Genomic DNA, 18,979 nt, shown 5'->3' on the forward strand with positions numbered 1-18,979 from the left:
AGAAAAGTCAATAATAAATTATTACAAATGAGTTATTATCTTTTAGTTTTTCTTAGCCTTTATTAAATTAAAATATTAAGAATTAATCAGATTTACTCTTTCTTCATAAGTTTTATATAGGGAAACTAAGACAAATTAATCGCAACAGGGGGGTGGAATTATATGAATAGCACATCATCTTTCATTACAGTCTTTCACTCCAGAAAGCTGTTGATGGCTTTACTGGCCATAACGGTCATCATTGGATTCTCAAACACAGCGACAGCTGCCGAAATAGGTACAGACAATACCATGGGTCTTAGCCCTGCAATATTCTTTCTGATATTCCTCGTAGTTTCCACGGTTATAGGAATGATTGCTGTACTTGCTGGAGTTGGAGGAGGGGTTATCTTCACACCGCTCATGCTGGGCTTCACTCCAATTGACAGTCTGATAGTAAGGGGTACTGGACTTTTCGTCGCAATGACGGGAGCATTGGTTGCAGCAAGGCCTTTCCTGAAAAGAGGGCTTGCGAATATAAGGTTGCTTTACTTCTCGGCAGTCCCCTACGCGACCTTTGCCGTTATAGGTGCACTGCTCGCAGTTTACATAAAGCAAACGATGGGGCAGACAGGAGAGGCTTATGTGAGGCTCGGTCTCGGAATTCTCGTTGTGCTGATCGCATCACTGTTCCTTTTCGCAGGAAACAGGATCGAGTATCCGGAAGTTAGGCAGGTAGACAGTTTCACAAGGAGAGTAGGGCTTGCGATGGCTTACTGGGAGGAGTCCCTTGGCAGGGTTGTGCAGTATGAGGTTACGAGATCATGGCTTGGTTTGGTCTTATTCGCAGGAGTTGGTCTGGTTTCAGGTCTCTTCGGGCTTGGTGCTGGATGGGCCATGGTTCCTGTGCTGAACCTCGTCATGATGGCTCCGCTCAAAGTGGCTGCTGCGAGCAGCAAGGTGCTGATAGGGATAGGAGATACCGCTGCGATCTGGCCCTACATCATGCAGGGTACGATATTTCCGCTGTTCGCTGTGCCGTGCATGATTGGTCTGATACTCGGTACGATGATCGGTGCGAAAATAATGCTCAAGGTTAAGGCTGGATTTATCAGATATATCATCATAGTCATAATGTTTCTGTCCGGCGCGAGGCTGATACAGCAGGCTCTAACGATATTGGGCTACATGTGAGGTGAGTTTATGAGAGAAATTGATAAGACCACTTCAAAACCCAAACCGCCTCTGGCGGGAGTGGTTTATGGAGAAATAGCTTACTGGGTGGTATTAATAGGCACCATTATATCACTGATAGGAGTCATGATGATCCTCACCACAGACAGCAACTACATCGACAGCAACTGCCTGCTGAGCGGGCTGTGGGGTAAGGAAAAGCCATCCGAAATATGGGAGAAGTGTGCTGGGGGGCATCCCGAAGGTCACTGGTACCTCAGCCGTCTTAGCACTGGTGATGGAATTGCAATGCTTGGGATTGCTTTAAGCTGCCTCGCAGCGGTAATAGGTGTATGGGCATCAAGCTTTGCAATGCTGAGGGATAAGGAGATCCTGTTCTTCATATTCGCATTGGTTACTGCAATAATCCTCACAGCAAGTGCAACGGGAATAATAAACGCCGGACACTAACCCCAATTTACTTTTTACTTTTATAATTTATAAAAAATATTAGATGTATTTATCCTCCTTCCTCTCCATTGCCAACGCTACTGTACATCCATGATAATCCTTATACTCTGTTAGCAGGATCTGAATGCCAAAGCAATCCTTTGGATGTAAAAAGATCTCCTTAAATCCCTCTCTCTCAATTTTTCCTATAATTCTGATTCCCATTTCCTCAGCCTTTTTAGCAATTTTTTCAGCATCACTGACCTTGAAGGACAGGGCAAACAAACCCTCTCCCCTCTTTTCTATGAACTTTGCAGTCTCACTATCTTCACTTGTTGGAACGAGCAACTCCAGGCCTTCAGGACTCATGTAGCTCTTAAACTTCCAGTTCCTTTCCTCCCCTATCTCATCAAATTCAATCCCCAGAAGCTCTGAGAAGAACCTCATAGCTTTCTCTGCATCCTTCACAGCAACAACCACATGATCAATTTTTTCAACTTCTCTGCCCATATGCGGTAAAGCGATGCAAACCTTAAAAACTTATTTATTTTGCACACACATCGTTTTTGTGCGTTAAACCAGATTTTCCACACTCTCCAGAACCAACCACCAGAACCCACCACTAGGCTGTCAAAAAATATTTAAGTAGTGCAGATGAAGGAGTTCAGCACAAAAGGTGATGCAAATGGTTTGGCAGGGGAGGAGTAGAAGAACATACACCGGGAAGCTGATTAGACCGGCAAGGAAAAAAAGGAAGTACGAGATGGGAAGACCTCAGGTAGAAACCCTAATTGGCGAAAGAAAGATCAAGAAAGAAAGATGCAGAGGAGGAAACATCAAGATCAAGCTTGTCAGGGATAAGTTCGCAAATGTCTATGTTCCAGCAGAGGGCAAGGTCGTGAGAGCAGAGGTAACCAATGTTGTTGAGAACAGAGCTCATGTTCACTACGCCAGAAAGAATGTCATAACAAAGGGTGCTATAATTCAGACATCCCTTGGAAAAGCAAAGGTAACAAACAGACCCTCACAGGAAGGAGTTATAAACGCAATTTTAATTGAATAAACCCCGATCGATCTAGTCTGTGTTAATCTGTGTGCCTCTCATTTTATATTCCCCTTCAAAATTGTGGCTAGTTATATAGCTAGTTATATAGCCAGTTGTATAATCCTTCTAAAAAGTTTACAGAACATTTTTCCCCGTAGCTCCCTACTACTAAAGCTCTTTCAATACATTACATACAGACGAACTTTAACTTCTCTAACAACCCCATGTTGTGAGATTTTATCAGCAATCCCGGCAATCTCAGTTCACACAGCCATACATGACTTAGCAAAAACAATTCCAGCTCAGATCATCTAAAAAATATGCAAGAAGCGAAGCCTTACAAGTCAAGTCACAACTAAGTAACAACCTCTTTCAGTCTCCCAAGCTCCCTTGCACTTATAAGCTCCAACATCGTCAGATCAAGTGGATCCTCAATTCTCTTTTTGTGCTTGATGCTCAGGTTCCTCATCTCCGGAGATGTGGGACCTATGGCCGGATCACCTGGAACTCTCGGCGATACATCGAACACGAAGAATTCCAGCCTATCATTATCATAGGCTATAGCTCCCTGCAGACCGAAAAGGCCGATTAAACCCGGCGGATATTCCTTCTCACATGTCCTTATGAACTTCTCAGCATACTCATAAACCATCTGCTGCTTGCTCTCTCGCATCGTAACTCCATAGTGCCCAATCTCCTCATTCTTAACGGGTACATTTATCTTGAGCTGATCTCTTGCAGGAAGATTCAGGAAGCCCTGCAGGTTAACCTGCCTTCTGTCCGAGAAACCGACGAAATCGAAATCCCCGAACACATCCTTCAGGGCATAGCAGTGGAAGTTAGCATTGAACCTCGCTCCAAGAACATACTCCTCTATCCTCGCCTTCTTCAACCCCTCCTCGGTGATCACGCCCTGCTTTATGAGCTCCTCAGCCTGCCTGTAGTAATCCTCTGGAGAATCAGCATAGAAAAATGCCCTTTCGAGTGGGTTCTTTGCCTGCTGAACCTTGACAACCACAAGCCTGTCGATTTCATCGGGAGAGGAGAACTCCTTGGGGTATCTCAGGCCAGCCTTATCCAGCAGATAATACTGTCCCTTCTCGAAGTTTCTCTCTTCAGCCCTGAGCATGTACCTGTTGCCGTAGATCGGAACCTCAAACTCGCTTTCGATGCCATCGTATCCAACATACACGGCAAAGCTTCTGTTGGGTATGAAGATCGTGTTCATCTCAACAAGCTTCTCCTGAACCTCTCTATTTAGGAGGTCCTTAAACGAGTCGAGAACTATAACCTCATCATACAGATGCCTGTTGAAATCCGTATATAGCCTATCCCTTCCCTTCTGAACCACAACCACGGTTCTCAAACCAAAACTCTTGGCAGATATACCAGTTTCTTTCGCAGAATGTGAACCAAATATTCCTACCGTAATATCATCATAATCCTCTACAATTTTTTTTATCTTCTCGGTAATCATACTCATATTACCACCAAAACTACCACCAAAAATAAAGGTTAGATGAGCATGTTCAAACCTTCGAGCAAAGCCTCGACCGAGGCCATTATTATGTCAGTTCTTGCACCCCTCGCAGTGACGATCTGATCTCCCCTTGAAAGCTGGACTATCACATCCACAAGTGCATCAGTTCCGCCAGTTATCGCATCGACATGATAGCTGACCAACTTTATGTCTGCAAACTCAGACACAGCCTTCTTTACCGCATTTATCGCAGCATCAACTGGTCCTAATCCAGTTGCAGCCTCAATTATCTCCTGCCCATTGATCCTTAGCTTTACGCTCGCTGTTGGCATGATATGCATTCCGCTCACTATCGACAGATCCTCAAGCTTGACCTTCTTCTCCTGCTTTATCTGCAGCACTGTCTCGATTATTGTCTTGACATCGGCATCGGTAACTCTCTTGCCCTTATCTCCAAGCTCTTTCACTCTCACAAGGATCTCCTTCATCTGATTCTTGTCAGCCTTGTAGCCAAGCTTTTTCATAATTTCTTCGATGCTTGCCCTTCCAGCATGCTTTCCGAGGACGAGCTGCCTCTTCCTTCCAACCATTTCAGGGGTTATCGGCTCGTAGGTTGAGGTATCTCTCATTATCGCAGATGTGTGTATTCCACTCTCATGCGTGAAAGCGTATTCACCAACTATCGGCTTGTGTTTCGGAATGACTATTCTCGTGAGCTTCTCCACGAGCTTTGAGGTCTCATATATGTTCTCCTTGATTATGCTCGTTTTAAAGCCATAATGAAACTCCAGAGCCATTACTATCTCTTCAAGAGCAGCATTTCCCGCTCTCTCACCAATTCCGTTTACTGTGGCGTGAAATTCACTGGCTCCAGCCTTTATTGCATAAACCGTGTTGATCGTTGCCAGACCAAAATCATCGTGGCAGTGTATCGCAATAGGGACATTAAACTCAGATGTCAGCCTCTTCATTATGCTCTCCGCCTTCTCAGGAGTTAGAACTCCAACAGTATCGGCATATGTTAGTCTATCTGCCTTAGCAGATACTGCATTCCTGAACAGCTCAACAATGAATTCCAGATCAGCCCTCGAAGCATCTTCTGCTCCAAACTCCACTATAAGCCCTCTCTCCTTCGCGTACTCTATAGCCGAGACTGACATCTCGATTACATCCTCTCTCCCCTTGTCCGGGAACTTGCTCTTGATGTGGATGTCCGAAGAGGGTGCTACCATGAAGATTGAGTCCGCTTCAGCATCAGCCGATGCATCTATGTCCTCCTTCTTTATCCTGCAGAAACTGCATATTTCAGCATTTAATCCAGCGTTGGATATCTCCTTTATAGCCTTGAAGTCTCCCTCAGATGCTATCGCCGTTCCGGCTTCGATAACATCCACTCCCAGCTTATCCAGTGCGGAGGCTATTATCAGCTTCTGCTCTACCGTCAGTGAAACTCCTGGAGTCTGTTCGCCGTCCCTCAGCGTTGTATCAAAAACCCTTACCTCTTTCATCTTATCACGGTTGATAAAGTGGAGTTGTTTTTAAATTTTATCAGGAATTTTCAGAGCAGAAGAATCAGGTTTCCGAATATCAGCGATGTGAAAAACTGGATAAGTACGATTGAGATGAATATGTATATTGCCTTCTCGCCCAGATCAACGAACATTTTCTCGACTGCTTTGAAGAAGTCCTCTCCCATAACTCTGACTTTAACTGTGTCATGAGAGTAACCTACTTCACCAACATCTTTAAGCTCTCTTCCGAGATTGCGCATTATGAAGTCTATTATCGCCTTCCTCTCTGCCACATCACTGCCAACTGGCATGTAACCTATCTTCGGAGAGACCCCTGTCTTTGAGTGGTTGTCCGTGGAGAAGATCACAGGTTGCAATCCACTTTTCAGGAAAAAGTTCTCCAACTCACTTTTGAACTCGCAGTTAATGTTGTTACCATCGAGCATGAGCAGAACAAATCTCTCCCCATCATAATCCAGAATTAGCATCGAAACCCTTTCACAGCTTTTTCCATCGATTCTTGCTGATGCTAAAGAGTACCTCAGCCTGTTCACTTCCCTAAAATCGATCTTTTCTTTCAAAGCCTCCATCAGCTCCAGAATCTCTATGATATCCCCGGATGACATTTCATAGCCCTGTGAGTGGCAATTATGGCAGTCAACCACGATGCATTCTCCAAAAATCTTTTCCGCAAATCTGTTTATGCTCTCCGGAATATCATCAATTGCCTTTTTCCCGGAGATGAAGATGAGTGTTAACTTGTCAAAGGGAAAGGCCATTAATTTGAATCTCTCTCCTTCAACCGAAACCGGCTTAAAACACTTCAGAGAAATAAAGCTGGATAGGTTCTTAGCTTTTCTTACGATCTCCTCAACATCCCTGGATGTAGAAGGGTTGCTGTCGTGCTTTACCAGGGAGTGAAGGTAAATCCTGTTCTCATCGAGGAGCTTTTCAACCAGCAAAGCCCCACCAATATTCCTTATTGGCCCAGGATGGAAGGATGTTGTAACGAGATGGACATCGTTGATCTTAAGACACTTGACAAAACCTTCCTTTGTCTCAGAGATCCTTTCAAGCTCTCTTTCGAAGAAAGATGGATCTGATGTGAGCCAAAATAGTATGAAGTTCCTGAGCAATCTTTTGGAGTTAAATCTCCCGTAATTCCTGTCAATAAACTTTATGAAGAGTAAAGCTAGCGAAACGCCTATTACCGTTGCTGCAACATACCCCGTAAATCTGTGGGGGGCTTCAAACGAGAAAGCATAGTCTATTGGATAAATGGATAGCAGAATGGTTGTAGAGAGCAATGATGCTTTAAATTCCTCGGTTTCAGATGTGAAGAAAAGAATCAGGGTTAGGCCTGTCGCCATGGCAGATGGAGCCATTATGATCAGATTGAAGTTGTGAAGGATGTGGATTGCGATGGAATCAAATATCTCAACGAATATCAGAATGAACAGTGCGAGAAAGAATACCCTTCTGCTGTTGAAAGCTATTTTCAGCAGTTTGGATGCAATAAGCAATGAGATTATCAGGGATAAACCGATAAAGAAATATCTCTGAGCGAAAAATGACTTGCTAACTGTACCGTTCAGAAAGGATGCGAATACTATTGTGATAATACCTATTAAGACCGATACCCTCTTTCGGGGGATCGTGAAAAGCTTGGAGTAGAATTTCTCGATGATTTTCTGATCAATCATTGGTTCTGCTATGTTTCGAGGATTTAAACTTTTTCGGGTGTCATGTTCAGGGTTTCCAGCCTGAGCATTTGAACAGTCAAGCTAGATTTAAGGATTAGATAAAATTTCCGCAAAATTCCAATAAAATTCTAAAAAATCAGGAAAAAAATTTTATACTTCCATGAACAAGTTGTATTATGTCATTTGAGCTTGAACTCGTTGCTTTATTCGCAACCTTTTTCCTCAACCTTCCGTTTGGATACTGGCGCAAAAATACGAAAAAATTCTCGCTTGAGTGGTTTCTCTCGATACACCTTCCAGTACCATTTGTGTTCCTGATGAGAATTTTTTCGAGAGCCCCGTTAACACATATCCCGATATTCTTCTTGGTATTCTTCTCCGGGCAGTTTCTCGGTGGGAAGATCTGGGAGAGAGTTGGTTATTCAAAATGTCTTGTCGTGGATGTTGTCAGGCAATGGAAGGGGGTTTTTTAGGTCAGCTTTATTATGCTGTTTTATCATTATTTAGAAAGTCGTAAGCAGGATTTAGTAATCCCCATTTGCCAATATAAACAGAAAAAACAATAGTGGGGTCGGTGGGATTTGAACCCACGACTGGCGGGTCTCTTCGGGTCAGCGCTCCAACGGGTCATCACAGCTCAGCAGACCCATCATTCATCACACCGCTGGAGCCCGCCGCGCTTCCTGGCTACGCCACGACCCCTCAATACCAGATTAGCATATTTTGAGATATAACTTTTTTGATAACTTCTGGATCTTTTTGACAAGCAAACATGCGGGGGGAGGGATTTGAACCCTCGGACCCCTCCGGGACCAGACCCTGAATCTGGCGCCTTTTCCTGACTCGGCAACCCCCGCACCTGAAACAGTTTATGGGAGTTCTACATTTCAGGCTGTATTTATGTTTATTGTCAAGTTATATTACTTACGGTTGAAGCTTTGGGGTTTAATTCTACAACCTCAAGTTCATCAACAACTGTTTTTTACTTTTCCGATTTTTCAAGTTCAGCCTTTATCAACCTTTATCAATCACCCCAAAGTTTCGATGATTGATAGTCAGCATAACCAGTCAGCAAACTTCCAGCAAAATTTTTAACCTCAACAAGAATTTAGTAAAAAGGAAAGGGGGGTGGTGGATGGGCAGAATAGTTTTGTCCATCTTCCACCAGGGGGCAATCTATCCTATTACTTATGAATATATAACACTGATCCGGATTATACATTAACTATCACAACCCATCTATGGTTTCTCTCCAGTCAAGTGTTTTTGATTTGATGTCCCTCTTCCTCCTCTCCATGAATTTCATAACCGTAGAGTGTGTTGAGCCATCGATGAGCATCATAATAGCCTCTCTCGCAACACCGACATTCTCCACATCCCCTATTATGGCAACACTCTTATCCCTTATAGACAGATTAACTTCAAGTGTCTCCTCTATGGTCTTCTTCATCTTGCCATCTTTTCCGATTATCCTGCCCATAATGCGTTTCACAGCGTTTTCAGGAACATACTCGGATATGTCTATAATCTCTAGAGTCACAAAATCATTCAAAAGCTTGAAAGCCGTTGAAGGAGAAAAACCATTTGCAATAGCCTTTATGATGTTCTGCGCCTTCAGAAAACCTATCGTATCCTCACAGATAAGGGTTATGGCCCCATCCTTTCTCACAATCATCTCACAGCCAGTCTTCTCTTCTATTTCCTTCTTCGTCTCCCCGTCTTTTCCAACAATAACACCCACTCTGCTCTCGGGAACCCTTATTTCGGTCTGATGCCTGTACATTTTCTTCACCTCTCCACCTCAATTTTGTTCATCAATTCGGACAAAAACTCTCCAGCATCGAATTTCAGCCCGAACTTTTCAAAAAATCTTGAGATGTTTTTCAGATCCCTCTCAAGAAAGCTGATCGAGTTGGGATGATCCAGAAGTACCGCCTGGCCCATATCTATGAAGTACGGCTTACCATTATGCAAGAGGATGTTGTACTCGCTCAGATCCGCATGAACAAGTTCGGCAGATACAACGAGTCTCTCCACATTCTCCAGAATCTCCTCCAGCAGATCCTTTGGATTTACGAAATCTGCTAGGTTTTTCCTTAAATCAAAGAGGGATGGCGAGGGTATCTCATCTTCTCCAAGAAACTCCATGAGCAGTATGTTCTTGAGGTAATGAACTGGCCTCGGGACATTTACTCCCTCCTGATAGGCTTTCTGCAGATTTCTGAATTCCTTCTCAGCCCATATATAGATTATAGTCTTCTTCGAGATTTTTTTCATATCGAACCTCTTATCTCCGAAGAGGTAATCTTCCATCTTGTGAAACTCGCTCGTTTCGATTCTGTATATCTTTACTGCAAGAGGCATCTCCTCTCCATCAACCAGACCATCAGCATAGAACACATTGGCCTCCTTTCCCGTGCTGACAACTCCACCTAAAGCCTGAATGTACTTCTTTGATAACTTGTAAAGAGTTATAAGTGTCCTCTTATCAAGAACTTCTGCAAAAATTTTCCTGTCATCCTGATCTCTTTCCTTGATCCTGAGCTTATCGAGATACCTCTCAATATTTTTTAGCTCTTTATCATCAAATCCTTTCATAGAATCGAGATGAACAAGAACATATATAAATGCTTTAGATGGTCCGATAAATCAGATTACAGATCAGAATTTAAGATACCCGTTCTTCTCAAGCCATTCTACCTGAGGAATCGTGTATCTCCACACAATGTCAGCCCTTGACTTCTGGAAGGGCCAGGGGACGATTATAACGATGTCTCCTTCCCTGATCCATATCTTCTTCCTCATCTTGCCCGGAATTCTCGCAAGTCTCTCCTCACCATCCTCACACCTAACCTTGATGTGGCCTGCTCCGAGCATCGAGTCAACTATCGCGAACATCTCATTTTTGTTCCTATCCGGGAGTCTTACTCTGATTACTCCTTCCTCGCTCAGACAATCACCCCATAAAGTTGTTAACTAAGTTTGATTTAACTTTTTTCTTGTATTATCAAGGATTTTGTTTAAATAATTTGCTATTGACATTTTTAGATCCATCGGATGCAGTTTCCCCTCCATATAATCCTTTCTCAACTCCTCAAAACTCAAGTACTCCACATCCCCGCCAAACCTCTCATCCCTTTCTATAACAACCTTCTCGAATCTCGGAAAGATGTGGTACTGAGCTATCTGAATTACAGGATTGTTTTCAATCTGCTTTTCTGGGCAGAAAGCTTTCCTTATTTTCCTTCTGACATCCTCCTCTGAATCTCTAACCGATATATAGTTTCCTTTTGACGAACTCATCTTCTCTCCATCAAGGCCGAGCAGTATCGGAGTGTGCAGGCATATCGGTGATGGATATCCAAGCCTCGGGAGGTTCTCTCTCGCGAGCATGTGTATTTTCCTCTGGTCTATCCCTCCAACAGCCAGATCAACCCTCAGATGGGCTATGTCCAGAGCCTGCATCAGCGGATAGACCATCTGGGAGACCATCGGATCTTCTTTTCTCCTGCTAACTTCATCCATACTCCTTCTCGCTCTTTTGAGCGTTGTTATTCTCGCCATTTTCAAAACATCGAGTATGTAATCTCTCTCAAGCTGAAAATCACTGCCCAGAACGAATTCAACCTTTGATTCCTCAAGCCCGAGGGCTATAAAGGCTCTTCTGTTGTACTCCGCGATCTCCCTGATCTCATCGAAGTCTCCCTTCTCATTCAGGTATGCGTGAACATCAGCGAGGAGGACGACTATATCAATACCTGCATTCTGGAGATCCATCAGCTTGTTTACGGTCATGACATGCCCGAGATGTATCTCTCCGCTTGGCTCATAACCAACATAAGCCCTCAGCTTCTTACCACTCGATAAAGCTGAAACTAAATCCTCCTCTGTAACGACCTCCTCGAGATTTCTCCTGATGAGATGTAATCTTGATTCAAGATCCATAAGGGTGGGTTAAGGAGAGGGTTTTTAAAAGTTTTTGAAAGCCCCTGATTTTTACTGATGCGGATCTCAGACAATTCCCGGAACCTCTGGCTTCTGTTTCAAACCGTATCTGCCATATTACAGATTAACCAAAATTATTTATCCAACCATGCTGAAAACTAACCCCATGTACGATCTGGCGATAAAAGATGGCCTGTGCTACATCAACGGAGAGTTCAAAAGGGCCAACATAGGTATAACAGAAAACAGAATCACTTATGTCGGATCAGATAACATACATGGAGAGGTTGAGATAAAAGCCAGAGGCTCTTTCGTTCTTCCTGGACTTTTCAACGCTCACACTCATCTTGCGATGAGCCTTTTCAGGGGTTTTGCTGAGGATATGCCCCTGCTAGAGTGGCTCAAGACCAAGATATGGAAGGTTGAAAGGTTGCTCGAGCCGAAAGATGTTTACTGGGGATCTATGCTTGGTATTGCCGAGATGATAAAAACCGGCACAACATGCTTCTCCGATCTGTACATCCACATGGACGAGGTTGCCAGAGCGTGTGAGGAAAGCGGGATGAGGGCTGTCCTCTGCTACGGAATGGCAGATAGAGGGAGCGAGGAAAGAGCTAAGGAAGAGCTGAAGATAGGTGAGAAGTTCATAGAGAGGTGGAATGGTGAGAAAATAAAGGCTGTGTTTGGTCCTCATGCCCCATACACCTGCTCTCTGGAGTTTTTAAGCCAGATAAGGGAGAGAGCTGACGAGCTGAATGTAGGAATACACATCCATGTTTCCGAGACGAAAGAGGAGGTTGAGAACTTCATCAAAGCCAATTCCAAACCACCCGTGGAGAAGCTTGATGAGATCGGATTTTTGAAGGAAGATGTTGTCATAGCCCACGGTATATGGCTTAATGATAAAGAGATCGATATACTGGCGAAAAGAAAGGTTAGCGTAGCCCACAACCCCGTAAGCAATCTGAAGCTGGCTTCAGGGATCGCCAGGGTTGTTGACATGGTGAAAGCTGGTGTGAATGTTTGTCTGGGAACCGATGGAGCAGCATCCAACAACACATACAACCTCTTTGAGGAGATCAAGCTGACCTCTCTGCTGCAAAAGATCAAGCTTATGAAAGCTGATGCTTTGAAGGCAAGAGATGCTCTGGATATGGCCTGTAAGAACGGTTACAGAGCGTATGGCATTGATGGAGGGGAGATTAAGGAGGGAAAGCTTGCAGACATAATAATTCTTGACTCGAAAAGGCTGAACTTCATCCCAGCATACAATCCAGTTTACAGCATAGTGTATTCCACTACTGGCTGCGAGGTGACCCATACAATAGTCGACGGGAAGATTCTGATGGAGGATAAAGAGCTGCTAACAGTCGATGAGGACAGGATCAGAGATAAGGTTGAGAAGATAATAGAGAAATTTGCCACAATCTGATTTGGACATAACTCAAACTAATCAAGAATTCACTAATCCACTTCCTTGCGAAACTCAAACTCTTGCTAAACCGGTTAAAACAACTCTCAATAATCCTTTTCAACTCATCCAAAGTTTTTATCATCAGAGGAGACGGCTCTCGCTTTATGCTTTTATTTGCCCAGTAAGATCTAAAGTTATCCAGAATGACGATAATGGATTTATCTGGATTCTTCCCTTATCTTTTCCAGAAATTCGCTTGATGAAAGGTCAAGGTTTCTCGTATCCCGAGTATGTTGTGAGGCATCAAGAAAATGTTGAGATCGTGACAGCACCTGTTGAAACACACAATTTCCTTGTGGCAAGAAAATCTGAATTTGTCATCGAAGATCAGCTTTCTCGAGTTGTCGATTATCACGAACTCCCCTGCACGCAGAGAAATATATAATCTTATCCTGTATTATACCCAAATCACAGCAGAGGATACATTTTAAGCGTGTTGTCATAAAGCGTAAGAATCCCTGATCCACCTATCCCGACCGGGTCGCTCTCCAGCTCAACATCTTTCAGAACATCTCCGTTTTCAGACATCACCACGACTCTCTTTCCCGCAATAGCGTAAACTCTGCCGTTGCAGTACAACTGCTTAATCTCACAATCAAAGTTTTTATGCCAAAGCTCTTTCCCGTTGCTCGAGAACATGTAAACTCTGTTTCCAGAACTAGTGATGATGCCTGTTTCGGTAATTTTGACATCTGTAACCTGTGCAGTAATGCTGAACCTCTCTCTGCCATCGAGTTCAAATACATACAGTTTCTTATCAGTCCCAACCGCAAGACATCTATTAGCTGCTATTGCCCTTACCGTGCCATCCACTCTCTTCTGAAACATCCTCTCTCTTTTAAAAGTGTAAACGTAGATATATTCGCCAATAAACTCTGTCCCAACTGCCACGAAGTTGTCACCTATGCCAACTGCCGTGACATCTTCAGGCCTCCATCCCAGACTCGCAATGGTGGCAAACTGATGCTCCCAGAGCAGTTTTCCGGTCTTCGTAAACAGGTATATTTTTCCGTCCATAAAGTTTGTTCCTGCTGCAATCATTGGACCCTTAGCATCGAGTGCCGTTATCGACACATCTGAGAACGGATCTCTATAGAAAGTTGTAGTCATTCTTTTCTTCCAGATAATTTTTCCCGTGTTGGTGTTTAGGCAGTACAGGCTGCTTCCTGAACTGAAAACCAGGTAATCCTCATCGAAGGAAACGTTTTCAACTTCACTGTCAGGCCTGTAACTCCAGAGACTCTTCATGGTAACCACTCAGGCAAATTAAAATAATAAAAAATTTAGGTGGGGTTTTTAAAGGCCTCCCCATCCCTGGGTTGCCCAGTATGTACCGAGCACGAATATCGACATCAGTGCTCCGAGTATGGCGTTCACTATTGCTCCAGATGAGAATGCGATCCATGGCTTGGAACCTGCTGCAGTCAACTCTCTGAATCTCGTTGTCAGACCGATGCTGAAGAATGTGAATATGAATGTCCATGTTCTCATAGTCTTGATCGGACCTACGAGCAACGGCTTCATGTGCTGCAAGTACTCTGAAAGCGGAACTCCTGCCGTGAGTATAGAGATAAACAGCGAGGCTGCGAAGAATCCAAGAACGAACTTGGGGAATCTCCACCAGATCTCCTTCGCTGATGGTTTGGTTCCGGTTTCCTCAACCTCCCACCTTGTCGTTGCTATAATTGCCATAACGAATGCCCACAGTCCAATCCAGATGTCTCTGCCGATGACCTTCATCAGCGTAAATGTACGAACCGCTATGTCGTCAATGTCAACACCCACTGCCTTTGCCTCCGCTATAACCTGCGCTACAGTCTTACCCGTTCCGAACACAATTGCGTCTGGTGGTAGGTTTGCAAACATGCTACCGTATGCGGCAGCCGCTGCGAATCCTGCAGCGTCAGCGAATTCAGATGTGCCTACCCACGCTCCGGCAACACCCGGATGCAGAACAAGTGCTTTGCTTATCAGAGGTATAGCGAATATCATGATTATTGCCCAGACAATGACCGTCGTTATACCCATTGCCACGTGCTCTTTTTTAGCCCTTACTGCTGCAGCCATTGCAATCGATGCTGAAACACCGCAAACAGCTCCTCCAGCACCGAGAACAGAGGCAAAACGCCTGTCCATTCCAAGCACTTTCGTACCAACGAAGTAGATCGTCAGGAATGTTGACACCGCTATAATTGTGGCCTGTATAAATGCTACTGGTCCAGCGTAGAGTATCAGTGTAAACGGCAGTGTTGCACCGAGCATGACTATTCCTGTTTTTATGTAATACTCAACTCTGAAACCTGCGTCCATCCATTTTGGCAGTTTTATCGTGTTGCTTATCAGCAATCCGACAAGAAGCGCAAACAGTGGTGCTTCCAAGTTGTAGTGGTGGGCCGTCTCGTTTGCTGAGAACACTGCTATTAATACTGATGCTATGTATACGAATACAAACGATGGTACGAATTCACTCGGCTTGAATCCAAGGAGCTTGCTGCTACCCGTGAACATTGCCAGCCAGAACAAGAAGTTTGCAAGGTACCATCCTGCATTGGTAGCAAAGTGTTCTGCGAGTTTTGCATAGCCTTCAGGGGTAAAGCTCCATTTTGGTGGATATACTGCAAGCGGTTTCAGCGTTGAGCCACTGAAGTACAGTGCCGTTGCCAGCAGTATCACAATAAATGCCATCCACACTGCCCACCAGTCCTCTGTTTTCCATAGTGTCTTTACACCTCTAACAACCTCTACATGTTCACTATCCGACAAGTTTCTGCCACCTCCGTAGAGTTTGTTTTACGGAAACAGCATATGTCGGAGACAAGGTACATATCGATGTTGTCAAGAAAGTGGTCAAAAGTGTCAGCTAAGGTTGCACAATATTGTCTTCAGACAAATAAAAAAATTCTTTACCTTTTTCTGTAACCTCTACTACTTTTATCCTGCCATCCCTGAGGACTTTTAATAGTCCTTTTTCCTCGAGATATCTTATTCGCTTTTTGGCTGTGTTTCTTGCAATATTGAACTTGGCCATGATGTCCCTGACCGGGGGTCTTTCTCCAACCCTATTTCGCATGTAAACGTATCTGAATATCTCGTAAACTTCCGAGGGGATGTCATGATGTTTTGGTTTGACACTGCTGCATTCTTTTCTTAGGAGTTTTATTTGCCTCTCATCCAGAATGTCAGGATCAAGTGTGAGCAACACAATTCCTTTCTTGAGGAGATAGAAGGCTTCCTTTAACCTTTGAATGAATCTAAATGTTTCGTCAAATCCGTTCTTCAGAATGATATAATCCAGCTCCAAGAGTACTGCATTATTCCAGTTTGGAAGATTCATAATTGTAGCCTCAATTTCAGAGATATCCGGTGACAATGTGTTTTTACCCTTTTTCTCAGAGAGCCAGAAATGCGTTGAGTTGTTCTCTACTTTTAATTCATCAGGAAGTTTTCTTGTTATTATTGTCCCAGAGTAACCACATTTGACCAGATCATTGAACACTTCCAGAGCAAGATCCGGAGCAGACTCTTTTATCAGGTAAACTTTACCCCTATCAACGTCAAATTTCAAAATTCTCTTTAGCATTCCCTCTTCTGCCTTAATCTTCCAGGATATATCCCTTGTAATTACCGAAAAACCAGCGGGTTTACCCTCTTCGTCCAGTATAGGAGATACCGTCAGGTCCACATCAATTATTTCGCCATCCTTAGTCAGCCTTCTCGTTTCATAAGATATGTACCTGACACCTTTTTTTATTTTCTGAATAAGGAACGATGTCTCGTTTTTGATTTCATCCGGCAACAATACATCTGCAGGCATTCCGAGGGCTTCTTTTTTTGTCCAGCCAAACAGTTTCTCTGCAGTCTTGTTCCAGCTCGTAATAACACCATCTAGATTAACGGAATATATTGCGTCGTTAGAGTTCTCCAGAATGTTTGCAAGGTACTCGAGTTCCTTCTGCGACTTTAACAACTCCTGTGTTTTTTCTTCTAACTGCCTATAAGCCCTTTTGAGTTCCTCTTCAGCCTCCTTACGCTTGGTAATATCCCTCATTATCGCAACGAATCCCATGTGCTCTCCATTTGAATCGTAAATTGTTGTTAGAGTCTGATCCACAAGTATCCTTCTGCCGTCTTTCGTTATTCTTACAGTCTCGATATCTCTGGCATAACCCTCGAAAATTGCTTTCTTGAAGTTTACTCTGCATGAATCCCAGTTTTCCTCTGGCATAAGAGTTGCCAGAGGCTTGCCAATAACTTCAGATTCCTTGTATCCAAACATCATCTCTGCACCTTTATTCCAAGATACGATGCGACTGTCGAGGTCCAGAGAAACTATGGCATCAACAGTATGATCTGTGATGCTCGCCAAGTATGCCAGTTTCTCCTCAGCATGCTTTCTTGCAGTTATGTCTCTGCTGACACCCCTGTAACCACGCAGGTTTCCCTTTTCATCAAAGAATGGTCTGCCGCACGTTTCAAGTATTACATGGCTACCATCCTTTCGCATGAACACGTTCTCTAAGCCACAGAACGGAATTTTATCTCTTTTTATTACTTCGAACTCTTCTACAGCCTTCTTTCTCTCATCCTCTGGCATAAAGTCAAAGGGTTTTTTGCCTACGACTTCCTCAGGTTCGTATCCAAGAATATCCCTGACCTTGGGGCTTGAATAAGTGTAAACGAAGTTCTCGTCAACCTCAAAAACCCAGTCGTTCACATCTTCTATGAGACTCCTGTACTTATCCTCACTCTTTTTCAGCATGTCCTTTTGCTTCGTCAGCACATCTACCATGTAGTTAAACGCTTTCGCAAGGTCTTCAAGCTCATCACCCGTATTTACCTCTATATAAGCGCTTTCTCCGCGCATAATGTTTTCAAATCCGTTTCTGAGTCTCTCCAGAGGTTCTGTTATGCTCCCTGCAACGAAAAAAGATATTCCAAGAATTATTATGAACATGTAACTGTAATAGACATATATCAATCCAGATGGTTCGTTAGAGGTAACTGTGAACAGGGCAAGAGAGAGCAACGCAAAGAAGAGCGCGATTGCAACTAATTTAAAGAAAATAGGCAACCTCACAGCAACCACCCCATTACTACCAAGAATATAGCCAGTGAGGCAAACCACCCGCCATAAGCAGCAATCAGAGGGCTGAGATGAACTCTCTGGATGTCTCTTATGTTAACTGAGAGACCAATAGATGCCAGCGTAATTGAAAAAGCTATTGTAGAGAGTGGCTCTATCACCCTTACAATTTCAGGTGTTAATACGAAACTGGATAGAAATGCTACAATGAGGAACGCCACAACATACCATGGAACGTAAAATCTGTTCTCCGCATAGATGAAAGAAATCAAAAGAGTGGCTACAGAAATCAGTGCAATGCGTATACCCTTAACGGCCAGACCCTCCTGCATAACATAATTTCCAAACGGTAATGATGCTATTTCTACAAGGCTGGTCTGATGAAGGGTGGCTCCGCTTAAAATTGCATAGCATTCCGGAGACAGTCCCAAGTGGTAACCCAGAAACGGATAGAGTATGGCCCCAGTTAGTCCAACCACAGTTATCACGATAATCGCCGCAGAAAATTCCTCTTTCCTTGGCTTAACAATTGAAGAGACTATCGTTATGGCAGATACACCACATATGGCTGTGCCACATGCCAGCAACAACGAGAGTTTTTCACTTACTCTGAACGTTTTTGCAAAGAGAAAAACTGCAGTACCCATGAGCAAGGTTGAAAAAATTGTCAAGACTATGACCTGGGTCGGAAAATCGCTTGGATATGGGATTTTGATTTTTGCACCATACAGCACGATTCCAAGTGGGAGTGTTACAGCGAGAGATTCTTCTGCGAGATACCTTATTTTTGAACTATTCAGGAAACTTCCAATAGTTATCCCAAATATCAGAGCCAGAAAAAGCGCATCCAGAGCAGGATAGAAACTACTCACGAAATAAGACACAATCCCGGGAATCGTAATCATCATTGCGCCAAACATTTTACATTCTGAAAGCTTTTTTCCAACCATCAGACATCCTCCAGCAGTTTATATGCCAGCTATCTTAAACCAAACCTGCCCTTTTTCGATTTCTAAATAAAAATTGCGGTGCGAGAGGTGCAAGTTAATATGCGGGCAATCCACAAGTTGAAACATAGATACCTTAATAAAGTAGAGAAGTACGAACAACACGAGTGTTGTAGTCAGAACGCTGGG

General features: G+C 43.7%; 18 protein-coding genes and 2 tRNA genes. 6 read left to right on the top strand and 14 right to left on the bottom strand.

The genetic code is table 11. The features are described 5' to 3' along the window. Window positions 1–162 precede the first annotated feature (162 nt). Window positions 163–1,173, top strand: coding sequence for a sulfite exporter TauE/SafE family protein (locus tag ASULF_RS01680; RefSeq protein ID WP_015589966.1), 1,011 nt, complete (start codon window positions 163–165; stop codon window positions 1,171–1,173). Window positions 1,174–1,182: 9 nt separating this feature from the next. Further along, entirely contained in the window at window positions 1,183–1,623 is a 441-nt protein-coding gene (locus ASULF_RS01685; protein WP_015589967.1) for a DUF1634 domain-containing protein, read from the top strand. Between the two features lie 39 nt (window positions 1,624–1,662). Here ASULF_RS01685 and ASULF_RS01690 read toward each other — a convergent pair whose 3' ends face one another. After that, the gene (locus ASULF_RS01690; RefSeq protein ID WP_015589968.1) at window positions 1,663–2,112 is read right to left on the bottom strand and encodes a VOC family protein; all 450 of its coding nucleotides are present in this window, start codon (window positions 2,110–2,112) and stop codon (window positions 1,663–1,665) included. Between the two features lie 175 nt (window positions 2,113–2,287). Here ASULF_RS01690 and ASULF_RS01695 point away from each other — a divergent pair, with 175 nt between their 5' ends. Continuing rightward, window positions 2,288–2,665, top strand: a complete 378-nt coding sequence (locus tag ASULF_RS01695; protein WP_015589969.1) for a 30S ribosomal protein S8e — start codon at window positions 2,288–2,290, stop codon at window positions 2,663–2,665. Between the two features lie 337 nt (window positions 2,666–3,002). Here ASULF_RS01695 and ASULF_RS01700 read toward each other — a convergent pair whose 3' ends face one another. From ASULF_RS01700 to ASULF_RS01710, 3 genes are read right to left on the bottom strand one after another with little or no spacing between them, the layout of a single operon-like run. Then, window positions 3,003–4,124: a formate--phosphoribosylaminoimidazolecarboxamide ligase family protein gene (locus ASULF_RS01700; RefSeq protein ID WP_048098078.1), complete on the bottom strand. Its 1,122-nt coding sequence runs from the start codon at window positions 4,122–4,124 to the stop codon at window positions 3,003–3,005. 38 nt (window positions 4,125–4,162) lie between these two features. Beyond that, entirely contained in the window at window positions 4,163–5,635 is a 1,473-nt protein-coding gene (locus tag ASULF_RS01705; protein ID WP_015589971.1) for a 2-isopropylmalate synthase, read from the bottom strand. A 50-nt stretch (window positions 5,636–5,685) separates the two neighbouring features. After that, window positions 5,686–7,341, bottom strand: coding sequence for a DUF2070 family protein (locus tag ASULF_RS01710; RefSeq protein ID WP_015589972.1), 1,656 nt, complete (start codon window positions 7,339–7,341; stop codon window positions 5,686–5,688). Between the two features lie 176 nt (window positions 7,342–7,517). Between ASULF_RS01710 and ASULF_RS01715 the strand changes: the two genes are divergently transcribed. Then, the gene (locus ASULF_RS01715; RefSeq protein WP_015589973.1) at window positions 7,518–7,814 is read left to right on the top strand and encodes a hypothetical protein; all 297 of its coding nucleotides are present in this window, start codon (window positions 7,518–7,520) and stop codon (window positions 7,812–7,814) included. A gap of 93 nt (window positions 7,815–7,907) precedes the next feature. Here ASULF_RS01715 and ASULF_RS01720 read toward each other — a convergent pair. From ASULF_RS01720 to ASULF_RS01745, 6 genes are all read right to left on the bottom strand, one after another. Next, window positions 7,908–8,043, bottom strand: a tRNA-Trp gene (locus ASULF_RS01720). A gap of 71 nt (window positions 8,044–8,114) precedes the next feature. Continuing rightward, a tRNA-Leu gene (locus ASULF_RS01725) sits at window positions 8,115–8,198 on the bottom strand. 371 nt (window positions 8,199–8,569) lie between these two features. Then, window positions 8,570–9,124, bottom strand: coding sequence for a KH domain-containing protein (locus ASULF_RS01730; protein ID WP_015589974.1), 555 nt, complete (start codon window positions 9,122–9,124; stop codon window positions 8,570–8,572). A 5-nt stretch (window positions 9,125–9,129) separates the two neighbouring features. After that, window positions 9,130–9,939: a serine protein kinase RIO gene (locus ASULF_RS01735; RefSeq protein ID WP_015589975.1), complete on the bottom strand. Its 810-nt coding sequence runs from the start codon at window positions 9,937–9,939 to the stop codon at window positions 9,130–9,132. 63 nt (window positions 9,940–10,002) lie between these two features. Then, window positions 10,003–10,239 carry a translation initiation factor eIF-1A gene (eif1A, locus tag ASULF_RS01740; protein WP_015589976.1) on the bottom strand — a complete coding sequence of 79 codons (237 nt, stop codon included), beginning with the start codon at window positions 10,237–10,239 and terminating at the stop codon, window positions 10,003–10,005. A gap of 78 nt (window positions 10,240–10,317) precedes the next feature. Then, complete coding sequence (locus tag ASULF_RS01745) at window positions 10,318–11,286, bottom strand: tyrosine--tRNA ligase (protein WP_015589977.1); 969 nt, start codon at window positions 11,284–11,286, stop codon at window positions 10,318–10,320. 166 nt (window positions 11,287–11,452) lie between these two features. Between ASULF_RS01745 and ASULF_RS01750 the strand changes: the two genes are divergently transcribed. Both ASULF_RS01750 and ASULF_RS11660 read left to right on the top strand, forming a co-directional pair. Continuing rightward, on the top strand, window positions 11,453–12,718 hold the full coding sequence (locus ASULF_RS01750; RefSeq protein WP_015589978.1) for an amidohydrolase: 1,266 nt from the start codon (window positions 11,453–11,455) through the stop codon (window positions 12,716–12,718). A 241-nt stretch (window positions 12,719–12,959) separates the two neighbouring features. Then, on the top strand, window positions 12,960–13,145 hold the full coding sequence (locus tag ASULF_RS11660) for a hypothetical protein (RefSeq protein WP_144060466.1): 186 nt from the start codon (window positions 12,960–12,962) through the stop codon (window positions 13,143–13,145). Between the two features lie 23 nt (window positions 13,146–13,168). On the opposite strand, the gene ASULF_RS01760 is transcribed toward ASULF_RS11660, so the two are convergent. From ASULF_RS01760 to ASULF_RS01775, 4 genes are all read right to left on the bottom strand, one after another. Then, on the bottom strand, window positions 13,169–14,008 hold the full coding sequence (locus ASULF_RS01760) for an outer membrane protein assembly factor BamB family protein (protein WP_015589980.1): 840 nt from the start codon (window positions 14,006–14,008) through the stop codon (window positions 13,169–13,171). Window positions 14,009–14,056: 48 nt separating this feature from the next. Then, window positions 14,057–15,523 carry a YeiH family protein gene (locus tag ASULF_RS01765; RefSeq protein WP_015589981.1) on the bottom strand — a complete coding sequence of 489 codons (1,467 nt, stop codon included), beginning with the start codon at window positions 15,521–15,523 and terminating at the stop codon, window positions 14,057–14,059. 97 nt (window positions 15,524–15,620) lie between these two features. Then, on the bottom strand, window positions 15,621–17,837 hold the full coding sequence (locus ASULF_RS01770; RefSeq protein WP_015589982.1) for a PAS domain S-box protein: 2,217 nt from the start codon (window positions 17,835–17,837) through the stop codon (window positions 15,621–15,623). Beyond that, on the bottom strand, window positions 17,834–18,793 hold the full coding sequence (locus ASULF_RS01775; RefSeq protein WP_015589983.1) for a putative sulfate exporter family transporter: 960 nt from the start codon (window positions 18,791–18,793) through the stop codon (window positions 17,834–17,836). Before ASULF_RS01775 ends, ASULF_RS01770 begins: the two co-directional genes overlap by 4 nt. Window positions 18,794–18,979: the final 186 nt, after the last annotated feature.

This window comes from Archaeoglobus sulfaticallidus PM70-1, from assembly GCF_000385565.1.
In the GTDB taxonomy this organism is placed as follows: Archaea; Halobacteriota; Archaeoglobi; order Archaeoglobales; family Archaeoglobaceae; genus Archaeoglobus_A; species Archaeoglobus_A sulfaticallidus.

Coding starts and splice junctions, on each gene's coding strand:
- ASULF_RS01775 (WP_015589983.1), bottom strand. CDS start 18,793: ATGGTTGGAAAAAAGCTTTCAGAATGTAAAATGTTTGGCGCAATGATG.
- ASULF_RS11660 (WP_144060466.1), top strand. CDS start 12,960: ATGAAAGGTCAAGGTTTCTCGTATCCCGAGTATGTTGTGAGGCATCAA.
- ASULF_RS01705 (WP_015589971.1), bottom strand. CDS start 5,635: ATGAAAGAGGTAAGGGTTTTTGATACAACGCTGAGGGACGGCGAACAG.
- ASULF_RS01690 (WP_015589968.1), bottom strand. CDS start 2,112: ATGGGCAGAGAAGTTGAAAAAATTGATCATGTGGTTGTTGCTGTGAAG.
- ASULF_RS01680 (WP_015589966.1), top strand. CDS start 163: ATGAATAGCACATCATCTTTCATTACAGTCTTTCACTCCAGAAAGCTG.
- eif1A (WP_015589976.1), bottom strand. CDS start 10,239: ATGTTCGCGATAGTTGACTCGATGCTCGGAGCAGGCCACATCAAGGTT.
- ASULF_RS01715 (WP_015589973.1), top strand. CDS start 7,518: ATGTCATTTGAGCTTGAACTCGTTGCTTTATTCGCAACCTTTTTCCTC.
- ASULF_RS01710 (WP_015589972.1), bottom strand. CDS start 7,341: ATGATTGATCAGAAAATCATCGAGAAATTCTACTCCAAGCTTTTCACG.
- ASULF_RS01745 (WP_015589977.1), bottom strand. CDS start 11,286: ATGGATCTTGAATCAAGATTACATCTCATCAGGAGAAATCTCGAGGAG.
- ASULF_RS01700 (WP_048098078.1), bottom strand. CDS start 4,124: ATGATTACCGAGAAGATAAAAAAAATTGTAGAGGATTATGATGATATT.
- ASULF_RS01685 (WP_015589967.1), top strand. CDS start 1,183: ATGAGAGAAATTGATAAGACCACTTCAAAACCCAAACCGCCTCTGGCG.
- ASULF_RS01735 (WP_015589975.1), bottom strand. CDS start 9,939: ATGAAAGGATTTGATGATAAAGAGCTAAAAAATATTGAGAGGTATCTC.
- ASULF_RS01760 (WP_015589980.1), bottom strand. CDS start 14,008: ATGAAGAGTCTCTGGAGTTACAGGCCTGACAGTGAAGTTGAAAACGTT.
- ASULF_RS01695 (WP_015589969.1), top strand. CDS start 2,288: ATGGTTTGGCAGGGGAGGAGTAGAAGAACATACACCGGGAAGCTGATT.
- ASULF_RS01730 (WP_015589974.1), bottom strand. CDS start 9,124: ATGTACAGGCATCAGACCGAAATAAGGGTTCCCGAGAGCAGAGTGGGT.
- ASULF_RS01750 (WP_015589978.1), top strand. CDS start 11,453: ATGTACGATCTGGCGATAAAAGATGGCCTGTGCTACATCAACGGAGAG.